The sequence below is a fragment of the Lentzea indica genome (assembly GCF_012184385.1).
GTDB classification, from domain to species: Bacteria; Actinomycetota; Actinomycetes; order Mycobacteriales; family Pseudonocardiaceae; genus Lentzea; species Lentzea indica.
This window is the reverse complement of the sequence record NZ_VSRL01000033.1, coordinates 44,572-58,614: the sequence shown is the minus strand read 5'-3', so window position 1 is coordinate 58,614 and position 14,043 is coordinate 44,572. Positions and strand designations below refer to the sequence as shown.

At 68.4% G+C, this 14,043-nt stretch carries 16 protein-coding genes; 8 read left to right on the top strand and 8 right to left on the bottom strand.

Annotated elements, in window-relative coordinates:
- Positions 1–47: 47 nt before the first annotated feature.
- Together FXN61_RS12310 and FXN61_RS12305 are read right to left on the bottom strand one after the other, a co-directional pair.
- Positions 48–740 (bottom strand): alpha/beta fold hydrolase, encoded by a 693-nt coding sequence (locus FXN61_RS12310; protein WP_167973358.1) that lies wholly within the window; start codon positions 738–740, stop codon positions 48–50.
- Positions 740–1,285 carry a GNAT family N-acetyltransferase gene (locus tag FXN61_RS12305; RefSeq protein ID WP_167973356.1) on the bottom strand — a complete coding sequence of 182 codons (546 nt, stop codon included), beginning with the start codon at positions 1,283–1,285 and terminating at the stop codon, positions 740–742. Before FXN61_RS12305 ends, FXN61_RS12310 begins: the two co-directional genes overlap by 1 nt.
- A gap of 23 nt (positions 1,286–1,308) precedes the next feature.
- Here FXN61_RS12305 and FXN61_RS12300 point away from each other — a divergent pair, with 23 nt between their 5' ends.
- Positions 1,309–1,854 carry a histidine phosphatase family protein gene (locus FXN61_RS12300; protein WP_167973354.1) on the top strand — a complete coding sequence of 182 codons (546 nt, stop codon included), beginning with the start codon at positions 1,309–1,311 and terminating at the stop codon, positions 1,852–1,854.
- Here FXN61_RS12300 and FXN61_RS12295 read toward each other — a convergent pair.
- A complete protein-coding gene (locus FXN61_RS12295) occupies positions 1,826–3,007 on the bottom strand; it encodes a coiled-coil domain-containing protein (RefSeq protein WP_167973352.1) in 1,182 nt (393 codons plus the stop codon). The genes FXN61_RS12300 and FXN61_RS12295 overlap by 29 nt on opposite strands.
- Before the next feature lie 36 nt (positions 3,008–3,043).
- Positions 3,044–4,357, bottom strand: a complete 1,314-nt coding sequence (gene ccrA / locus FXN61_RS12290) for a crotonyl-CoA carboxylase/reductase (protein WP_167973350.1) — start codon at positions 4,355–4,357, stop codon at positions 3,044–3,046.
- Positions 4,358–4,520: 163 nt separating this feature from the next.
- Between ccrA and FXN61_RS12285 the strand changes: the two genes are divergently transcribed.
- Together FXN61_RS12285 and FXN61_RS12280 are read left to right on the top strand one after the other, a co-directional pair.
- On the top strand, positions 4,521–4,880 hold the full coding sequence (locus FXN61_RS12285; protein ID WP_167973348.1) for an SPW repeat domain-containing protein: 360 nt from the start codon (positions 4,521–4,523) through the stop codon (positions 4,878–4,880).
- 52 nt (positions 4,881–4,932) lie between these two features.
- The gene (locus tag FXN61_RS12280) at positions 4,933–5,517 is read left to right on the top strand and encodes a TetR/AcrR family transcriptional regulator (protein ID WP_167973346.1); all 585 of its coding nucleotides are present in this window, start codon (positions 4,933–4,935) and stop codon (positions 5,515–5,517) included.
- Here the strand turns inward: FXN61_RS12280 and mce are convergent.
- On the bottom strand, positions 5,474–5,926 hold the full coding sequence (gene mce / locus FXN61_RS12275; protein ID WP_167973344.1) for a methylmalonyl-CoA epimerase: 453 nt from the start codon (positions 5,924–5,926) through the stop codon (positions 5,474–5,476). The genes FXN61_RS12280 and mce overlap by 44 nt on opposite strands.
- A gap of 124 nt (positions 5,927–6,050) precedes the next feature.
- On the opposite strand from mce, the gene FXN61_RS12270 reads away from it, so the two are divergent.
- From FXN61_RS12270 to FXN61_RS12250, 5 genes are all read left to right on the top strand, one after another.
- Positions 6,051–7,241 (top strand): acetyl-CoA C-acetyltransferase, encoded by a 1,191-nt coding sequence (locus FXN61_RS12270; protein WP_167973342.1) that lies wholly within the window; start codon positions 6,051–6,053, stop codon positions 7,239–7,241.
- Between the two features lie 177 nt (positions 7,242–7,418).
- Positions 7,419–8,369: a methylmalonyl Co-A mutase-associated GTPase MeaB gene (gene meaB, locus FXN61_RS12265; RefSeq protein ID WP_167973340.1), complete on the top strand. Its 951-nt coding sequence runs from the start codon at positions 7,419–7,421 to the stop codon at positions 8,367–8,369.
- The gene (locus FXN61_RS12260) at positions 8,366–8,974 is read left to right on the top strand and encodes a hypothetical protein (protein ID WP_167973338.1); all 609 of its coding nucleotides are present in this window, start codon (positions 8,366–8,368) and stop codon (positions 8,972–8,974) included. The genes meaB and FXN61_RS12260 overlap by 4 nt, the downstream gene beginning before the upstream one ends.
- Positions 8,975–9,111: 137 nt before the next feature.
- Positions 9,112–10,620: a GAF domain-containing sensor histidine kinase gene (locus FXN61_RS12255; protein ID WP_167973336.1), complete on the top strand. Its 1,509-nt coding sequence runs from the start codon at positions 9,112–9,114 to the stop codon at positions 10,618–10,620.
- Positions 10,611–11,264, top strand: a complete 654-nt coding sequence (locus FXN61_RS12250; RefSeq protein WP_167973334.1) for a response regulator — start codon at positions 10,611–10,613, stop codon at positions 11,262–11,264. Before FXN61_RS12255 ends, FXN61_RS12250 begins: the two co-directional genes overlap by 10 nt.
- A gap of 55 nt (positions 11,265–11,319) precedes the next feature.
- Here FXN61_RS12250 and FXN61_RS12245 read toward each other — a convergent pair whose 3' ends face one another.
- From FXN61_RS12245 to FXN61_RS12235, 3 genes are read right to left on the bottom strand one after another with little or no spacing between them, the layout of a single operon-like run.
- On the bottom strand, positions 11,320–11,700 hold the full coding sequence (locus FXN61_RS12245) for an alpha/beta hydrolase (RefSeq protein WP_167973332.1): 381 nt from the start codon (positions 11,698–11,700) through the stop codon (positions 11,320–11,322).
- A 52-nt stretch (positions 11,701–11,752) separates the two neighbouring features.
- Positions 11,753–12,856 carry an alpha/beta fold hydrolase gene (locus FXN61_RS12240; protein WP_167973330.1) on the bottom strand — a complete coding sequence of 368 codons (1,104 nt, stop codon included), beginning with the start codon at positions 12,854–12,856 and terminating at the stop codon, positions 11,753–11,755.
- A 14-nt stretch (positions 12,857–12,870) separates the two neighbouring features.
- On the bottom strand, positions 12,871–14,031 hold the full coding sequence (locus FXN61_RS12235) for an alpha/beta hydrolase (RefSeq protein ID WP_312877683.1): 1,161 nt from the start codon (positions 14,029–14,031) through the stop codon (positions 12,871–12,873).
- Positions 14,032–14,043: the final 12 nt, after the last annotated feature.

Genomic DNA, 14,043 nt, shown 5'->3' with positions numbered 1-14,043 from the left:
CCCGACCGCGCGCCGCTGGTGACCTGGGGCGCGGCCGGGTCACGCCACTAGAGACCGACCTGCACGCGCCACCGTTCCAGCCGGGCGCGGAACTCGTCCGGCTGTTCGACGGGCGGCAGGTGCCCTGCGTTCTCGATGCGCTCGCTCGTGGCGTGCCGCAGCGTCACCGCGAGCTTCGCGGCCACGTCGGGAGGCGTGAGCTTGTCGTGCTCGCCCACGAGCACCAGCGACGGCACGTCCAGCGACTCCAGCACGTCCGTGGAGTCGGGCCGCTTCGCCATGGCCCGCTGCCACCACGCCACGTCCTCGGCCTGCTGCTCGAGAATCATGGTGCGCACCGACGCTCGCGCCGTGTCCGAGGCGTTCGGGCCGAGCAGGTTCGGCAGCATCGCCTCGACGAGCCACTCGCCAACGCCCTCGCGTTCCACCCGATCCGCCATCGCGTGCCGGGTCTCCACGGCTTGAGGTGCGTCCGCGGTGTGCTTGGTGTCGACGAAAACCAGGCCCCTCACGCGTTCCGGCGCAAGCCTGAGCAACGCCATCGCGACGTAGCCGCCCATCGAGCAGCCGCCGAGGACGACGGAGTCCAGCTTCCGCTCGTCGAGCACGGCGAGGACCTGGGACGCGAGCGTGCCGAGATCGGGCTCACCACTGCCCCGGAGCGAGGGCGTGAGCGCACCCGGCACGTCCCACATCCGCGCGTCGAGCGGAAAGGCGTGCAGCAGCACCAGATCGTCCATCAGCTCTCCCACTCCGGCGCCAGCACCGACCACACCTCGAGGTCCTGTCGAACCCCGCGGTGCAGGTGGTACGAGCGCAGCACCCCGTCCCTGGTCATCCCGAGCCGCCGCGCGACCGCGATGCTGGGCGCGTTCCGCGACGACACCAGCCACTCAACCCGATGCATGCCGCGCTCGCGAATCGCCCAGCCGATGAGCACCTTCGCCGCCCGCGTGACCAACCCCCTGCCGGTGGCCGACGGTTCCAGCCAGCACCCGACCTCTGCCCGTCCCTGCGGGACGTCCATCACTCGGAACAGCACCCCGCCGACGAGCTTGTCGTCGAGCCAGATCCCGTAGATCCGCCCGGTGTCGGTCGCGGCCTTGTCCGCGTAGCCCTGCAGGAGCGTGCGGGCGCTCTCCAGGTCCTTCGCGGCGTCCGCGAACCCGATGTGCTGCCCGATGAACTCCCGGCCGCGCTCCATGTGCGCGAAGAACTCCTCGGCCTGCCACGGTTCCAACGGCCTGAGCTCGGCGCCGTCAGTGCCCAGCGACTTCACGAACATCCTGTTCCCCCAAGATGAGTGGTGTGTCCACACGAATCGTATTGGTGCGCCATGCGCAGTCCGTCCGGCCGCGGCTCGGCGAACCCGACTACGACGAGCGCCCGCTCACCGAGAACGGTCTGGCAGCGGCGGAGTCGTTGGTCCCACGCCTCGCCGCGTACTCGCCGACGGCGGTGCTGTCGAGCCCGCAACGAAGAGCGGTGCAGACCGTCACGCCTGCCGCTGACGCCTTGGGGCTGGACGTGATCACGTGGGCGGAGCTGCGCGAGTGGGAGTCAGGGCTGCTGCCCAGCGCGGACTGGGAGACGCTGTACGCGTACAGCTGGGCGCATCCGGAGTTCGCGCACGGATCGGGGGAGAGCCTCGACGCGCTGACGGCGCGGGCGGGGAAAGCGCTGGCACGCATGGCGACCGAGTACCCGGACACGACTGTGCTCGTGGGGTCGCACGGGACCTTCCTGACACGCGCGTTGATCGCGGCAGGGCATCGGGCGGACTGGGACTTCTGCCGCGCGATGCCGATGCCGGCGATCTACGAGGTCACTTCTTCGCAGGCTGCGGGCGCGTGATCTTGGCGGTGGGGCCGTCGACCTGAGGCGCCTCGGCGGGCTTGCTCGCCGAGGCCTGAGCCTGCGGGGCCTGTGGCTGAGCAGCCGGAGCCTGCGGCGCGGCACCCTGAGCACCCTGTGGAGCCGGAGCAGCCTGCGGAGCCGGAGCGGACTCGTGCTCCTCCACCGGGTCGAGCAGCGGCACGACCTCCTGCAACGCCGTCCGCACGTTGTGCAGCTGGTGCGAGAGACGGTTGCGGAGGTTGCGGAGCTGGTCGACGCGCTGGGTGGCGGCGGTGGTGCGGCGGTTGGCTTCCTCGGTCGCCTCGCGCACGCGGCGGTTCGACTCGTCGGTCGCTTCCTGGATGCGGGCGGTGGCCTCGGTGATCGAGTCGTGGCGGCGGCGGTTGGCCTCTTCGGTGGCCTCGCGCACGCGGCGTTCGGCTTCGGCCTTCGAGGTGGTCTGCTCCTGGGCGATCGCGGCACGCACGCGGGCGGCTTCCTCCGCGGCCTCCCTCAGACGCCGGTCCGCCTCGGACTTGGAGTTCGCCTCCTGGGCGGCCAAGGTCGCCATGGCCTCGCTGCGGCGGGCGGCCATCGCGATCTCGAAGTCCTCTTCGACGGTCACGCGGCGCTGCTCGGACTCGTCGGCGATCTTGCGGGCGGCGGACTCCGCCTCGGAGACGATCTTCTCGGCCTCGGCGCGAGCGGTCTCGAGAACGCCCTTGTGCTCGGCCTCCATGGCGGCACGGCGCTCGTCCAGCTCGGCGATGAGCTTCTCGTAGCGCTGGCGCAGCACACCCGCGTCGGCTTCCGCCTTGACGCGGATGTGCCCGCTCTCCGCTTCGGCACGGGCCTTGATCTCGTTGGCCTCGTCCTGGGCCAGCCGCAGCATGCGCTGGAGGCGCTCGGAGAGCCCCTCCAGCGTCGTCGGCGGCAGTGACAGGCGCTCCACCTGGTTGCGCAGCTCGGTCATCTCCGAGCGCGCGGCTTCCAGCTGGCGAGCCAGATCGGACGTCTGGGACACGGCGGCATCGCGGTCCGCGGCGAGCAGCCGCAGGTCCGAGTCGAGGCGTTCGAGATGATCCTCGACCTGGGCGCGGTCATAACCGCGCTTGACGATGTCGAAGCCGGATCCCAGTGGGACGAGGTCACGGTCGTCGGCGAGGCCCATGCCCCTCACGCTACCCGTTCGGGTAACCCCGGAAGGTCACACACCCCGGAATCGATTGATAGCCGTGAGGTGCCGTGCGCGCATCTCGTGATCGAGAACACCAAGACCCTCTTCCGGGGCAAGGCAGAGCACGCCGACCTTGCCCTGGTGCGCGTTGCGGTGCACGTCGTGCGCAGCCTGGCCCGTTTCGTCCATTGAGTACACCTTGGACACTGTCGGGTGGATCTTTCCCTTGGCGATCAAGCGGTTCGCCTCCCACGCCTCGCGGTAGTTCGCGAAGTGCGAGGAGATGATGCTCTTCAGGTTCATCCACAGGTAGCGGTTGTCGTACTGGTGCATGTACCCGGAGGTCGACGCACACGTCACGATCTTGCCGCCCTTGCGCGCCACGAAGACCGACGCGCCGAACGTCTCACGGCCGGGGTGCTCGAACACGATGTCCGGGTCCTCGCCACCGGTGAGCTCGCGGATCTTCGCGCCGAACCGCTTCCACTCGCGCGGATCCTGCTCGTGCTCGTTCTTCCAGAACTTGTAGCCCTCCGCGGACCTGTCGATGATCAGCTCCGCGCCCATCGACCGGACGATCTCCGCCTTCTCCGGTGAGGAGACGACGCAGATCGGCGTCGCGCCACCGTTCAACGCGAACTGCGTCGCGTACGAACCCAGACCGCCGGACGCACCCCAGATCAGGACCGTGTCGCCCTGCTTCATGTTCGCGCCGTTGGTGGACACCAGCTGCCGGTACGCGGTCGAGTTGACCAGACCGGGAGAGGCGGCCTCCTCCCACGTGAGGTGCTTCGGCATCGGCATCAGCTGGTTCGACTTCACCAGCGCGAGGTCCGCGAGACCACCGAAGTTCGTCTCGAAGCCCCAGATCCGCTGCTGCGGGTCGAGCATCGTGTCGTTGTGGCCGTCCGGCGCCTCCAGCGGCACGTCCAGACAGTGCGCGACCACCCGGTCGCCCGGCTTCCACGCGGTGACGCCAGGACCGGTGCGCACCACGACGCCGGCCAGGTCCGAACCCACGACGTGGTACGGCAGGTCGTGGCGGCCGCCCAGCTTCTTCAGGAAGCCGAACGTGGACACCGGCTCGAAGATCGACGTCCAGACGGTGTTGTAGTTGATCGCGGAGGCCATGACGGCGACCAGCGCCTCGCCGGGCCCGAGCTCGGGCGTGGCGACCTCGTCGACGTGCAGCGACTTGCGAGGGTCCTTGTCCCTCGTCTCGAGGCCGGAGAACATGTCGGCCTCGTCCGCGTGCACGGTCACGCCCCGATAGCTCTCCGGAACGTCCAAGGAACCGATCGCGTCCAGCTCGTCGGCCAGAATCGCGTCAAGGATCTTCTGCACGGCGGCATTCCTTCCCTAGTGAGGGATCGTCGCAGGTTGCCGGAGGTTACCGGCCAGTAAACGATCCAGAATCACGCCTGTGAGGGATTCCACTGAAGTTTCTTGACCGGGCGGCCAACCAAGCGGAGCATGGACGGTGTCCGAGAAGGAGGAGGTGGAGGTAATGACCAAGCCGTGGACCAGGTGGCAGGACTGGGCCGAGGTTGCGATCGGTGTTCTGGTGCTGCTGTCTCCGCTCGTCGTCGAAACCTCGAACGCGGCCATGTGGACGATGATCGTGCTCGGCGCGCTCATCGCGATCGACGGACTCGTCGACCTCGCCATGCCCGCGATGATCTACGGGGAGTACGTGCAGATGGTGCTCGGAGCACTGCTGTTCATCTCGCCGTGGGTGATGAGCTACACCGGCATGATGGAGGCCTCGTGGGTCTCCTGGATCGGTGGCGTTCTCACGGTTGCCGCGGGCGCGCTGGCGATGCCGGCGGCGAACAAGGCACACTCGGCCGCAGCTCAGCCGCACTGATCAGAGAAAGACCGTGGGCCCAGGAGCGTTCTTGGGCCCACATCCCCGTGTCATGGAGGACCGCGTGGAGGATTCGGCCAAGGAGCGCATCCTGGCCGCGGCCGAGGAGCTGTTCGCCGACTCCGGCTTCGACGCCACCCCGACCTCGCGCATCGCCGAACGCGCGGGCGTGCCCAAAGGCCTGGTGCACTACTACTTCAACCGCAAGAAGGACCTGCTGGCCGCACTGGTCGCGCGGCTGCCGGACAGCACGGTCGACCACCGCAGGATCGTGGTGGCCGGAGACATCGCCGAGTCGCTCAGGCGTCTCGTCGCGGCACTCGACGCGCGCTTGAACGCCTCACCTCTGCTGTCGCACCTGCTGTGGCGTGAAGCGGATACGCATTCGGCGGTCCGCGACGCGATGCAGGCGCGCTACGACAACGTCGCGACGCAGATCAAGCAGGTCATCCTCGCCGCGGGAGGGGCAGCGGTGGCGATCAAGGACGTCGAGGCCGCCGCGGCGCTCCTCGCGCTGGCCGTGAGCTACCGGCACTCCGTGGCTCGGCACAGCGACGAGGAGGACCCGATCGACAAGGAACTCACGTTCGTGGCTAGTGCGCTGCTTCGCCAGCCGCAGGTTCGACCAGTTCAATGAGCACGCCACCCGCGTCTTTGGGGTGCACGAAGTTGACGCGACTGTTCGACGTGCCGCGCTTCGGCTTGTCGTAGAGCAGGCGCAGGCCCTTCGCCCGCAGCGCGTCCGCCGCGACGTCCACATCGGACACCCGGTAGGCGAGCTGCTGCAGGCCGGGGCCGGAACGACCGATGAACTTGGCGATCGTCGAGTCCTCGTTCAGCGGGGCCAGCAGCTGGATCGCGGTGCCGTCGTGGTCGCCGGGCGCGTGCAGCATCGCCTCGCGCACGCCCTGCTCCTCGTTCACCTCTTCGTGGGCCACTTCGAGGCCGAAGTTCTCGCGGTAGAACGCGATGGCCACGTCGAGGTCGGGCACCGCGATGCCCACATGGTCGACCGCGGTCACGAATCGAGCGAGTTCTGCGTTCATAGCGGGCAAGCGTAACTACCTGATCGGTGCAGGTGCCCCTGTGCGTGGTCTCACACGATTACCGCCCAGTAGCCACAGGTATGGTGCTTAGTTAACGACCGTTCGCTCTTCCATGGAGGCAGCTGTGTCCGGTTCCGTCATCGTCGCCGGGGCGCGCACCCCGATGGGTCGACTGCTCGGATCGCTCAAGGATTTCTCCGGCGCCCAGCTGGGTGGCGTCGCGATCAAGGCGGCACTGGAACGCGCGGGCGTGGCTCCAGAGCAGGTGCAGTACGTGATCATGGGTCAGGTGCTCACCGCGGGCGCCGGCCAGATTCCCGCGCGCCAGGCCGCGGTCGCCGCGGGCATTCCGATGAGCGTGCCCGCGCTGACCATCAACAAGGTGTGCCTGTCCGGCATCGACGCCATCGCGCTCGCCGACCAGCTCATCCGCGCGGGTGAGTTCGACATCGTCGTGGCCGGTGGCCAGGAGTCGATGACCCAGGCGCCGCACCTGCTGCCCAAGTCACGCGGCGGGTTCAAGTACGGCGACGTGCAGCTGCAGGACCACATGGCGCACGACGGCCTGTTCTGCGCGTTCGACCAGGTCGCGATGGGCGTCTCCACGGAGAAGTACAACGCCCGCTACGACGTCACGCGCGAGGAGCAGGACGCGTTCTCCGCGCGTTCGCACCAGCTCGCCGCGAAGGCCGCCGGGAACGGTGTCTTCGAGGCCGAGATCGCGCCGGTCGCCATCCCGCAGCGCAAGGGCGACCCGATCCTGTTCAGCACGGACGAGGGCGTGCGTGCCGACACGACCGCGGAGTCGCTCGGCAAGCTGCGTCCCGCGTTCGCCGCGGACGGCACCATCACCGCGGGTTCGGCGTCGCAGATCTCCGACGGTGCCGCTGCCGTCGTCGTGATGAGCAAGGCCAAGGCCGAGGAACTGGGCCTGGAGTGGATCGCGGAGATCGGCGCGCACGGCGTCGTCGCCGGCCCCGACGCCTCGCTGCACGAGCAGCCGTCCAACGCCATCAAGGCCGCCTGCGCCAAGGAGGGCATCGAGCCCGCCGACCTCGACCTGTTCGAGATCAACGAGGCGTTCGCGGCGGTCGGCATCGTGTCGGCCCGTCAGCTCGGAGTGTCCGAGGACAAGGTCAACGTCAACGGCGGTGCCATCGCGCTCGGCCACCCGATCGGCATGTCCGGCGCCCGCATCGCGCTGCACCTCGCTCTCGAGCTGCAGAGGCGTGGCGGCGGCGTGGGTGCCGCGGCGCTGTGCGGTGGTGGTGGTCAGGGCGACGCTCTGATCATCCGCGTGCCCGCTAAGGCCTAGTGCGTTGACCACCAACCCTCGCCGGTCGATTTCGCCGGTCAGGTGGGTGCATCGCGGTGCCGGCCCCCGCCCCTCATATCGGACATATGGGGGGCGGGGGCCGGCGCCGCGAGGTGCCCCGCTGAGCGCCGAAAGCGGCCGGTGAGGATTGTGGTCAGCGCACTAAGGTCTTTGGCCGTGGCCAAAGCTGTTGACGTAGCAGGACTGGTCGACCGCGCGCGTGACGGCGAACCGCGCGCGGTCGCCAGGCTGATCTCCCTGGTGGAGCAGGCGAGCTCGGCGCTGCCCGAGGTGGCTGCGGCGCTCGCTCCTCACACGGGGAACGCCCAGGTCGTCGGCATCACCGGCGCTCCAGGCGTGGGCAAGTCGACCTCCACGAACGCTCTGGTGCGCGCTTACCGCGAGCAGGGCAAGAAGGTCGCGGTGATCGCCGTCGACCCGTCCAGTCCGTTCTCCGGCGGCGCCCTGCTGGGCGACCGGGTGCGGATGGGCGACCACGCGACCGACCCCGGTGTCTTCATCCGCTCCATGGCCACGCGCGGGCACCTCGGCGGCCTGTCCTGGGCCACCCCGCAGGCGTTGCGCGTGCTCGACGCCGCCGGTTTCGACGTGATCCTCGTGGAAACGGTCGGCGTCGGTCAGTCCGAGGTCGAGATCGTCGCTCTGGCCGACACGACCCTGGTCCTGCTCGCGCCGGGCATGGGCGACGGCATCCAGGCCGCGAAGGCGGGCATCCTGGAGATCGCGGACGTGTTCGTGGTCAACAAGGCGGACCGCGACGGCGCCGACCAGACCGCGCGCGACCTCAAGTACATGATCTCCCTGGGCCGCCGTGACCGGGACGGCCCGCTGTGGCGCCCGCCGGTTGTGAAAACCGTGGCCGCGCGCATGGAAGGCCTGGACCGCGTCGTCGAGGCCATCGCCGAGCACCAGGAGTGGATGACGGCGCACGGGGAGCTTCTCGAGAGGCGTTTGCGTCGTGCGGGCGCCGAGATCGAGGCGATCGCCGTCGAACGCGTGCGAACGCGGTTCGGTCCGGTCGACCAGCTGGCCAAGCGCGTCGTCGAGGGTGAGCTGGACCCGTTCGCGGCGGCGGAGCAGCTGATCAGCGGTAACCTGCGGCCATGACCGCTTGGGGAGCACCTCCACCTGTTGTCATCGACCTCGGCAAGAGTGACACCCGCAAAGTCCTGCTCGGCGGCTCTGTCGCCGGCGTCCTGGGCATCCTCGCCCTGATAGGCGCGGTCACCGCGTTCATCGACGGTGAGCCGGTCGGCGGGAGCATCGCGGCCGTCATCGGCATCGCGTTCACGGGCATCGGTGTGATGGCCGTGGTGAAGTGGAAGACCATCTCCCGCCCGCGCAAGCTGATCATCGAGCAGCAGGGCATCCGCCTGGACGACCCGCAGGGCATGCCGTGGGCCGTCGGCTGGCACGAGCTGGGCGCGATCTCGATCTCACGCACTCAGGAACGTGCGGTGCAGCTCGCGGACGCCCTGGTCAGGCGCACGCTCGTCCGCGTCGACCTGCACCCGCGCGATCCCCAGCAGTTCAGGCCGGCGCACCCGACGATGGAGCCGCTGTGGGAGTTCCACCGCGTGCAGAACGGCTACCGGCTGCCGCTCGGGGACTCGGCGGGGTTCATCGGGCCGATCGACCACGGGCTGCGGACGTTCGCGCCGCAGATCTACCGTGGGGTGATTGACGAGGGATTCAGCGTCGGTCTCCACTGAACGCAGGCGGAGGTCTCTACTCTGAGTAGTTCCTCTTTTCCTCGTTTGCACTGATGGGCTCCCCTTTGACTACTCAGGGGAGTTACGCTCAGTCGTTCGTACGGTGTCACTTCTATCCCCCCAAGGGGTGAGAAGCCGTGGGCGGCGATGTGAGCACAGAACAGCGAGTGCTGGACGTGGTGCTGTCATTCGCCGAAGACGACACCCTCCCTGATCTGCTCCGCCACGTGGTCGAGTCCGCCTGCGATCTGATCGAGGCCCCCTACGGCGCATTGGCCGTGGTCAACGGCCACCGCGAGCTCCTGGAGTTCACCGCCCAGGACGGCCAGGCGCACATCACGTCAGGTGACCCGCGCTCGATCGGCGTAGCGGACTTCCTCGGCGCGACCATCAAGGTCCACGACGAGACCTTCGGCAACCTCTTCCTGGCAGGCAAGGCCGAGTTCACCGACCGGGACCGCGACGTCCTCACGGCGTTGGCCACGGCCGCCGGTTCGGCCATCGAGCACATCGACCGCTACGAGAAGACGCGCAAGCGTGAGGTGTGGCTGCGCGCCGCCGCCGTGGTGACGACCAAACTGCTGATGGGCACGAAAGGCCGTGAGGCGCTCTACCTGGTCGCGAAAACGGCCCGCAGGACTGCCCACGCGAACTTCGCCGCGGTCGTGCTGCCTGATCACAACGGCGACCTCGTCATCGAGGTGACCGACGGCGGTAGCTACGACGCAGAGGGCATGCGGGTGCCGAGGGAAGGCACGGTGAGCTACCGGGTCTACGAGTCGGGCGAGGCCGAGTGCCACGACGAGGGCACGGTGCCGACGGTGCCGGGACCGTGCGCTGTCGTGCCGCTGGCGGTGGGGGACCGCACGATCGGCGTGGTGATCGTGGCCAGGCCGGTGGGGGAGCCGAGCTTCGACGACCCCGAGCTCATCGAGGCGTTCGCCGCGCAGGCCGCGCTGGTTCTCGAGTTCACCCGCGCCCAGGGCGACACCGAGCGGCTGGCGGTGCTGGAGGAACGCGACCGCATCGCGCGCGATCTGCACGACCTGGTCATCCAGCGGCTGTTCGGGCTCGGGCTCGGGTTGCAGGGACTGACGGGGATGAGCACCAACCCCCAGCTCACCGAACGGATCAGCGGGTTCGTCGAGGAGGTCGACCACACGATCCGCGAGATTCGCAGGACCATCTTCTCCCTGCAGGAGCCTCCGTCCGGGAGCACGAGCCTGCGCGGGCAGCTGCTCAACGCGGTGTACGAGTCCGCGCGGCTGCTGGGTTTCGAGCCGAACGTGTCGTTGGAAGGGCCGCTGGACACGGTCGTGCCCGACCAACTCAGGCCTGATCTGCTGGCCACCCTCCGAGAAGCGCTAACGAATGTTGTGCGTCACGCGAGAGCTATGCACGTGGCTGTCGCCGTGAGCGTCAACCGCACGATGACCCGCCTGGAGCTGGTTGTGAAGGACGACGGCAGAGGCTTGCCGTTGGCTGACGATTCCGGTGGCGTGCCCCATCACGCCGGTGGACTCGCCAACATGGCGGCTCGTGCGCGGCGCCACCACGGCGACTGCGTGGTGGACTCGATCCCCGGTGCGGGCGTGAGCATCATCTGGTTCGTTCCGCTGGTGCTGCAGGAGGCGAGATGGCGATAGCGGTGATGTTGGTGGACGACCACGAGATCGTGCGGCGCGGGCTGGTGCAGTTGCTGGCGCAGGCGGACGACATCAACGTCGTGGGGCAGGCGGACTGCGCGACGGCGGCGGTCGCCCAGGCGCCGCGGCTCAAGCCCGACGTGGCGATCATCGACGTGCGGCTGCCCGACGGCGACGGCGTCACGGTGTGCAGGGAGATCAGGAGTCTGGTGCAGCCGCCGCCCGCGTGCCTGATGCTCACGTCCTATTCGGACGACGAGGCGTTGTTCGGCGCGATCATGGCCGGCGCGTCCGGTTACATGCTGAAAGAGGTCTCCGGCAACGATCTCGTGGCCGCGGTCCGCTCGCTCGCCTCTGGCGGATCGTTGTTGCACGCCGGCGTCACCGCGACCGTCCTGCAACGACTCAGGGGCGGACCCGAGGAAGACCCGCGCTATGCCGCGTTGAGCCCGCAGGAACGCCGGATCCTCGACCTCATCGCCGAGGGCATGACGAACCGGCAGATCGCGAACCGGCTGTTCCTCGCCGAGAAGACCGTGAAGAACTACGTGTCGTCGTTGTTGCACAAGCTCGGCTTCGACCGCCGCACCGAGGCGGGCGTCTACGCGGCCCGGCGCAGACGCACCCATCCCGGCGCTTTCTGAACCAGGACGTGCAGCGGCACCTGACAAGCGCCACTGCACGTCCGGGGTGGACTTCTTACCAGCCGAGCTGAACCGCCAGCTTCCGCGCCTGCTCCAGCGGACCGGCCTGCTGCTCACCCGGTTCGGGCAGCGGCACGCCGGGGCAGGACAGGTCGCGCGACGGTGTCACGCGGTCGACGAGGTAACGCTCGACGATGTCGTTCACGCACGAGTTGTCGAACCCGTAGATGCCGTGGTCACCCTCGTCCTTCACGGTCAGCATCCTCGAGCCCGCGAACCCGGCGTGCGCCTTGCGCGCACCCTCGATCGGCGTCGGCGCATCGCGTTCGGACTGCACCATCAGCGTCGGCGTGACGCCAATACCGTTGGGGCGCTTGAGGTTCACATTCGGGCGGTCCCAGAAGGCGCAGGGGCCCATGATCTGGTAGTAGCCCATCAGCGGCCACTTGGCGCCGTCCTGGGCGGCGTCGCGCTCCAGGTACTTCTGGTCACCGCGGAAACGGTGTGTCGTTGCACAGGATCGCGTGCCGCGTGGCGAGCCCCGCGTCCGGGTAGCTCGCCTGCGCGTTCAGCTGCGCGGGCACCGCACCGGCCAGCTCCGCCAGCTTGCGCGCGGCGGCGTCGAAGGAGTGCTTGCTGTACTGGCCCTGGATGAGCACGATGTCCAGCGTGACCGGGTAGTAGGTGCCGTCCGGCAGCGTGACGGGCTGCTCGGCGAGCTTCGCACGCGTCCGCTCGTAGGCCTGCCGCACCTCCTCACCGGTTTTGCCGAGGTGGTAGACGTTGTCGTACTTGGCGACCCACGGCGCGAAGTCGACGCGAAATCGTCGCTCGAAGCCCATGCCGAAGTTGCCGAACACCGGCTGCCACGGGCCGGTGAACTCGACGTTGGAGTCCAGCACGATCTTGTCGAGCGTCTTCGGGAAGTACGTGGCGTAGTAGGCGCCCATCCAGCTGCCGCCGGAGTAGCCGAGCCAGTCGACCTTCTTGCGCCCGAGCACCTGGCGGAGCAGGTCCAGGTCCTTCACGGTCTGGTCGGTCGTCACGTACCTGCCGAACTCGCCGGACTTGGTCTGGCAGAACTTGGCCTGCAGCTCCATACCGCTGTAGAGCAGGTCCAGGTTGGCCTTGCTGCGGTCGCGAGGGTCTGTCGAGCCGAGCGTGTCGAACAGCCCGCACGTGACGTTGCTGCTGGCGCCCGTTCCGCGCACGTCGATGCCGACGATCTCGGCGTTCTCGCTGAGCTTCGGCCGGTTCAGGTAGACCAGCGGCAGCGTGCGACCCGCACCACCCGGCCCTCCGGGGTTGGTGAAGATCGTGGTCTTCGCCTTGCCGCTCTGGGGAATCGTCCGGCTGACCGCGATGGTGATGGTCTTGCCGTTGTTCGGGTTGTTCCAGTCCATCGGAGCGGTGAAGCTGCCGCACTCCAGGTGTTCCGCGCCGGGCGGGAGGCCGGGAGGTACCGGGTCGAAACACCTCTGCCACTTGATTTCCTGGTCGGCCAGGCCGCTGTGAGCCTGTGCCTGTGGTGCGATGAGCAATGACGTTGCCGTGGCGACGGCCAGCGCTGCCGCGATCTGCTGTCGGCGCATCGAAGTTCCCCCTTCTACCAACCGAGCTGGGTGGCCAGCTGACGTGCCTTCGCGAGCGGGTTGCCCGCGGTCCCTCCGGGAGCGGGGAGCGGAACCCCTTGGCACGTCAGGTCTTTCGCGGGCGTGACGCCGTCGACGAGGTAACGCTCGACGATGTCGTTCACGCACGAGTTGTCGAACCCGTAGATGCCGTGGTCACCCTCGTTCTCGACGGTGAGCAGGACGGAGTTCTTGAAGTTCTTGTGCGCTCGCTGCGCACCCTCGAGCGGCGTCGCCGCGTCGCGGACCGACTGCACCATCAACGTCGGCGCGACGCCGATTCCGGTGAGCTGCTTGAGGTTCACGTTCGGCCGGTCCCAGAACGCGCAGGGACCCATGATCTGGTAGTAGCCGAACAGCGGCCACTTCGCACCGTCCCGGACCGCGTCGCGCTCCAGGTACTTCCGGTCGCCCCGGAACGGCGTGTCGTTGCAGATGATCGAGTACAGCGTGCCGAACTCGGCATCCGGGTAGCTCGCCTGCGCGCCCAGCGTCCGCGCTGCCGTACCGGCCAGCTGGGCGAGCGTGCGCGCGGTGGCGTCGAACATGTCCTTGCTGTACAGCCCGCTTCGGATGATCATGTCCAGCGTGACCGGGTAGTACGTGCCCTCCGGCAGCGTCACGGGCTGCTCGGCGAGCTTCGCGCGGGTCCGTTCGTAGGCCTGACGGACCTCTTCGCCGGTCTTGCCGAGGTGGTAGACGTGGTCGTACTTCGCGACCCACGGCAGGAAGTCGACGCGGAACCGGCGCTCGAAGCCCATGCCCCAGTCGTCGAACACCGGCTGCCACGGCCCGGTGAACTCGGCGTTGGAGTCGAGCACGATCCGGTCGAGCGTCTTGGGGAAGTAGGTGGCGTAGTAGGCGCCCATCCAGCTGCCGCCGGAGTAGCCGAGCCAGCTGACCTTCTTCTTGCCCAGGATCTGGCGGAGCAGGTCGAGGTCCTTCACCGTCTGCTCGGTGGTGATGTGCTTGCCGAGCTCGCCCGACTTCGTCTGGCAGAACTGGGCCTGCAGCCGCATGCTGTCGTAGAGCAGGTCGAGGTTGGCCTTGCTGCGGTCGCGCGGATCCGTCGAGACGAGCGGCTGGAACAGCCCGCACGTGACGTTGCTGCTCGCCCCGGTGCCGCGCGGGTCGATGCCGATGATCTC

What these genes read in the sequence shown, in the direction of transcription:
- FXN61_RS12310 (WP_167973358.1), bottom strand. Translation starts at nt 740, where the DNA reads ATGGACGATCTGGTGCTGCTGCACGCCTTTCCGCTCGACGCGCGGATG.
- FXN61_RS12305 (WP_167973356.1), bottom strand. Translation starts at nt 1,285, where the DNA reads ATGTTCGTGAAGTCGCTGGGCACTGACGGCGCCGAGCTCAGGCCGTTG.
- FXN61_RS12295 (WP_167973352.1), bottom strand. Translation starts at nt 3,007, where the DNA reads ATGGGCCTCGCCGACGACCGTGACCTCGTCCCACTGGGATCCGGCTTC.
- FXN61_RS12285 (WP_167973348.1), top strand. Translation starts at nt 4,521, where the DNA reads ATGACCAAGCCGTGGACCAGGTGGCAGGACTGGGCCGAGGTTGCGATC.
- FXN61_RS12280 (WP_167973346.1), top strand. Translation starts at nt 4,933, where the DNA reads ATGGAGGACCGCGTGGAGGATTCGGCCAAGGAGCGCATCCTGGCCGCG.
- mce (WP_167973344.1), bottom strand. Translation starts at nt 5,926, where the DNA reads ATGAACGCAGAACTCGCTCGATTCGTGACCGCGGTCGACCATGTGGGC.
- FXN61_RS12260 (WP_167973338.1), top strand. Translation starts at nt 8,366, where the DNA reads ATGACCGCTTGGGGAGCACCTCCACCTGTTGTCATCGACCTCGGCAAG.
- FXN61_RS12250 (WP_167973334.1), top strand. Translation starts at nt 10,611, where the DNA reads ATGGCGATAGCGGTGATGTTGGTGGACGACCACGAGATCGTGCGGCGC.
- FXN61_RS12245 (WP_167973332.1), bottom strand. Translation starts at nt 11,700, where the DNA reads ATGGGCTACTACCAGATCATGGGCCCCTGCGCCTTCTGGGACCGCCCG.
- FXN61_RS12240 (WP_167973330.1), bottom strand. Translation starts at nt 12,856, where the DNA reads ATGCGCCGACAGCAGATCGCGGCAGCGCTGGCCGTCGCCACGGCAACG.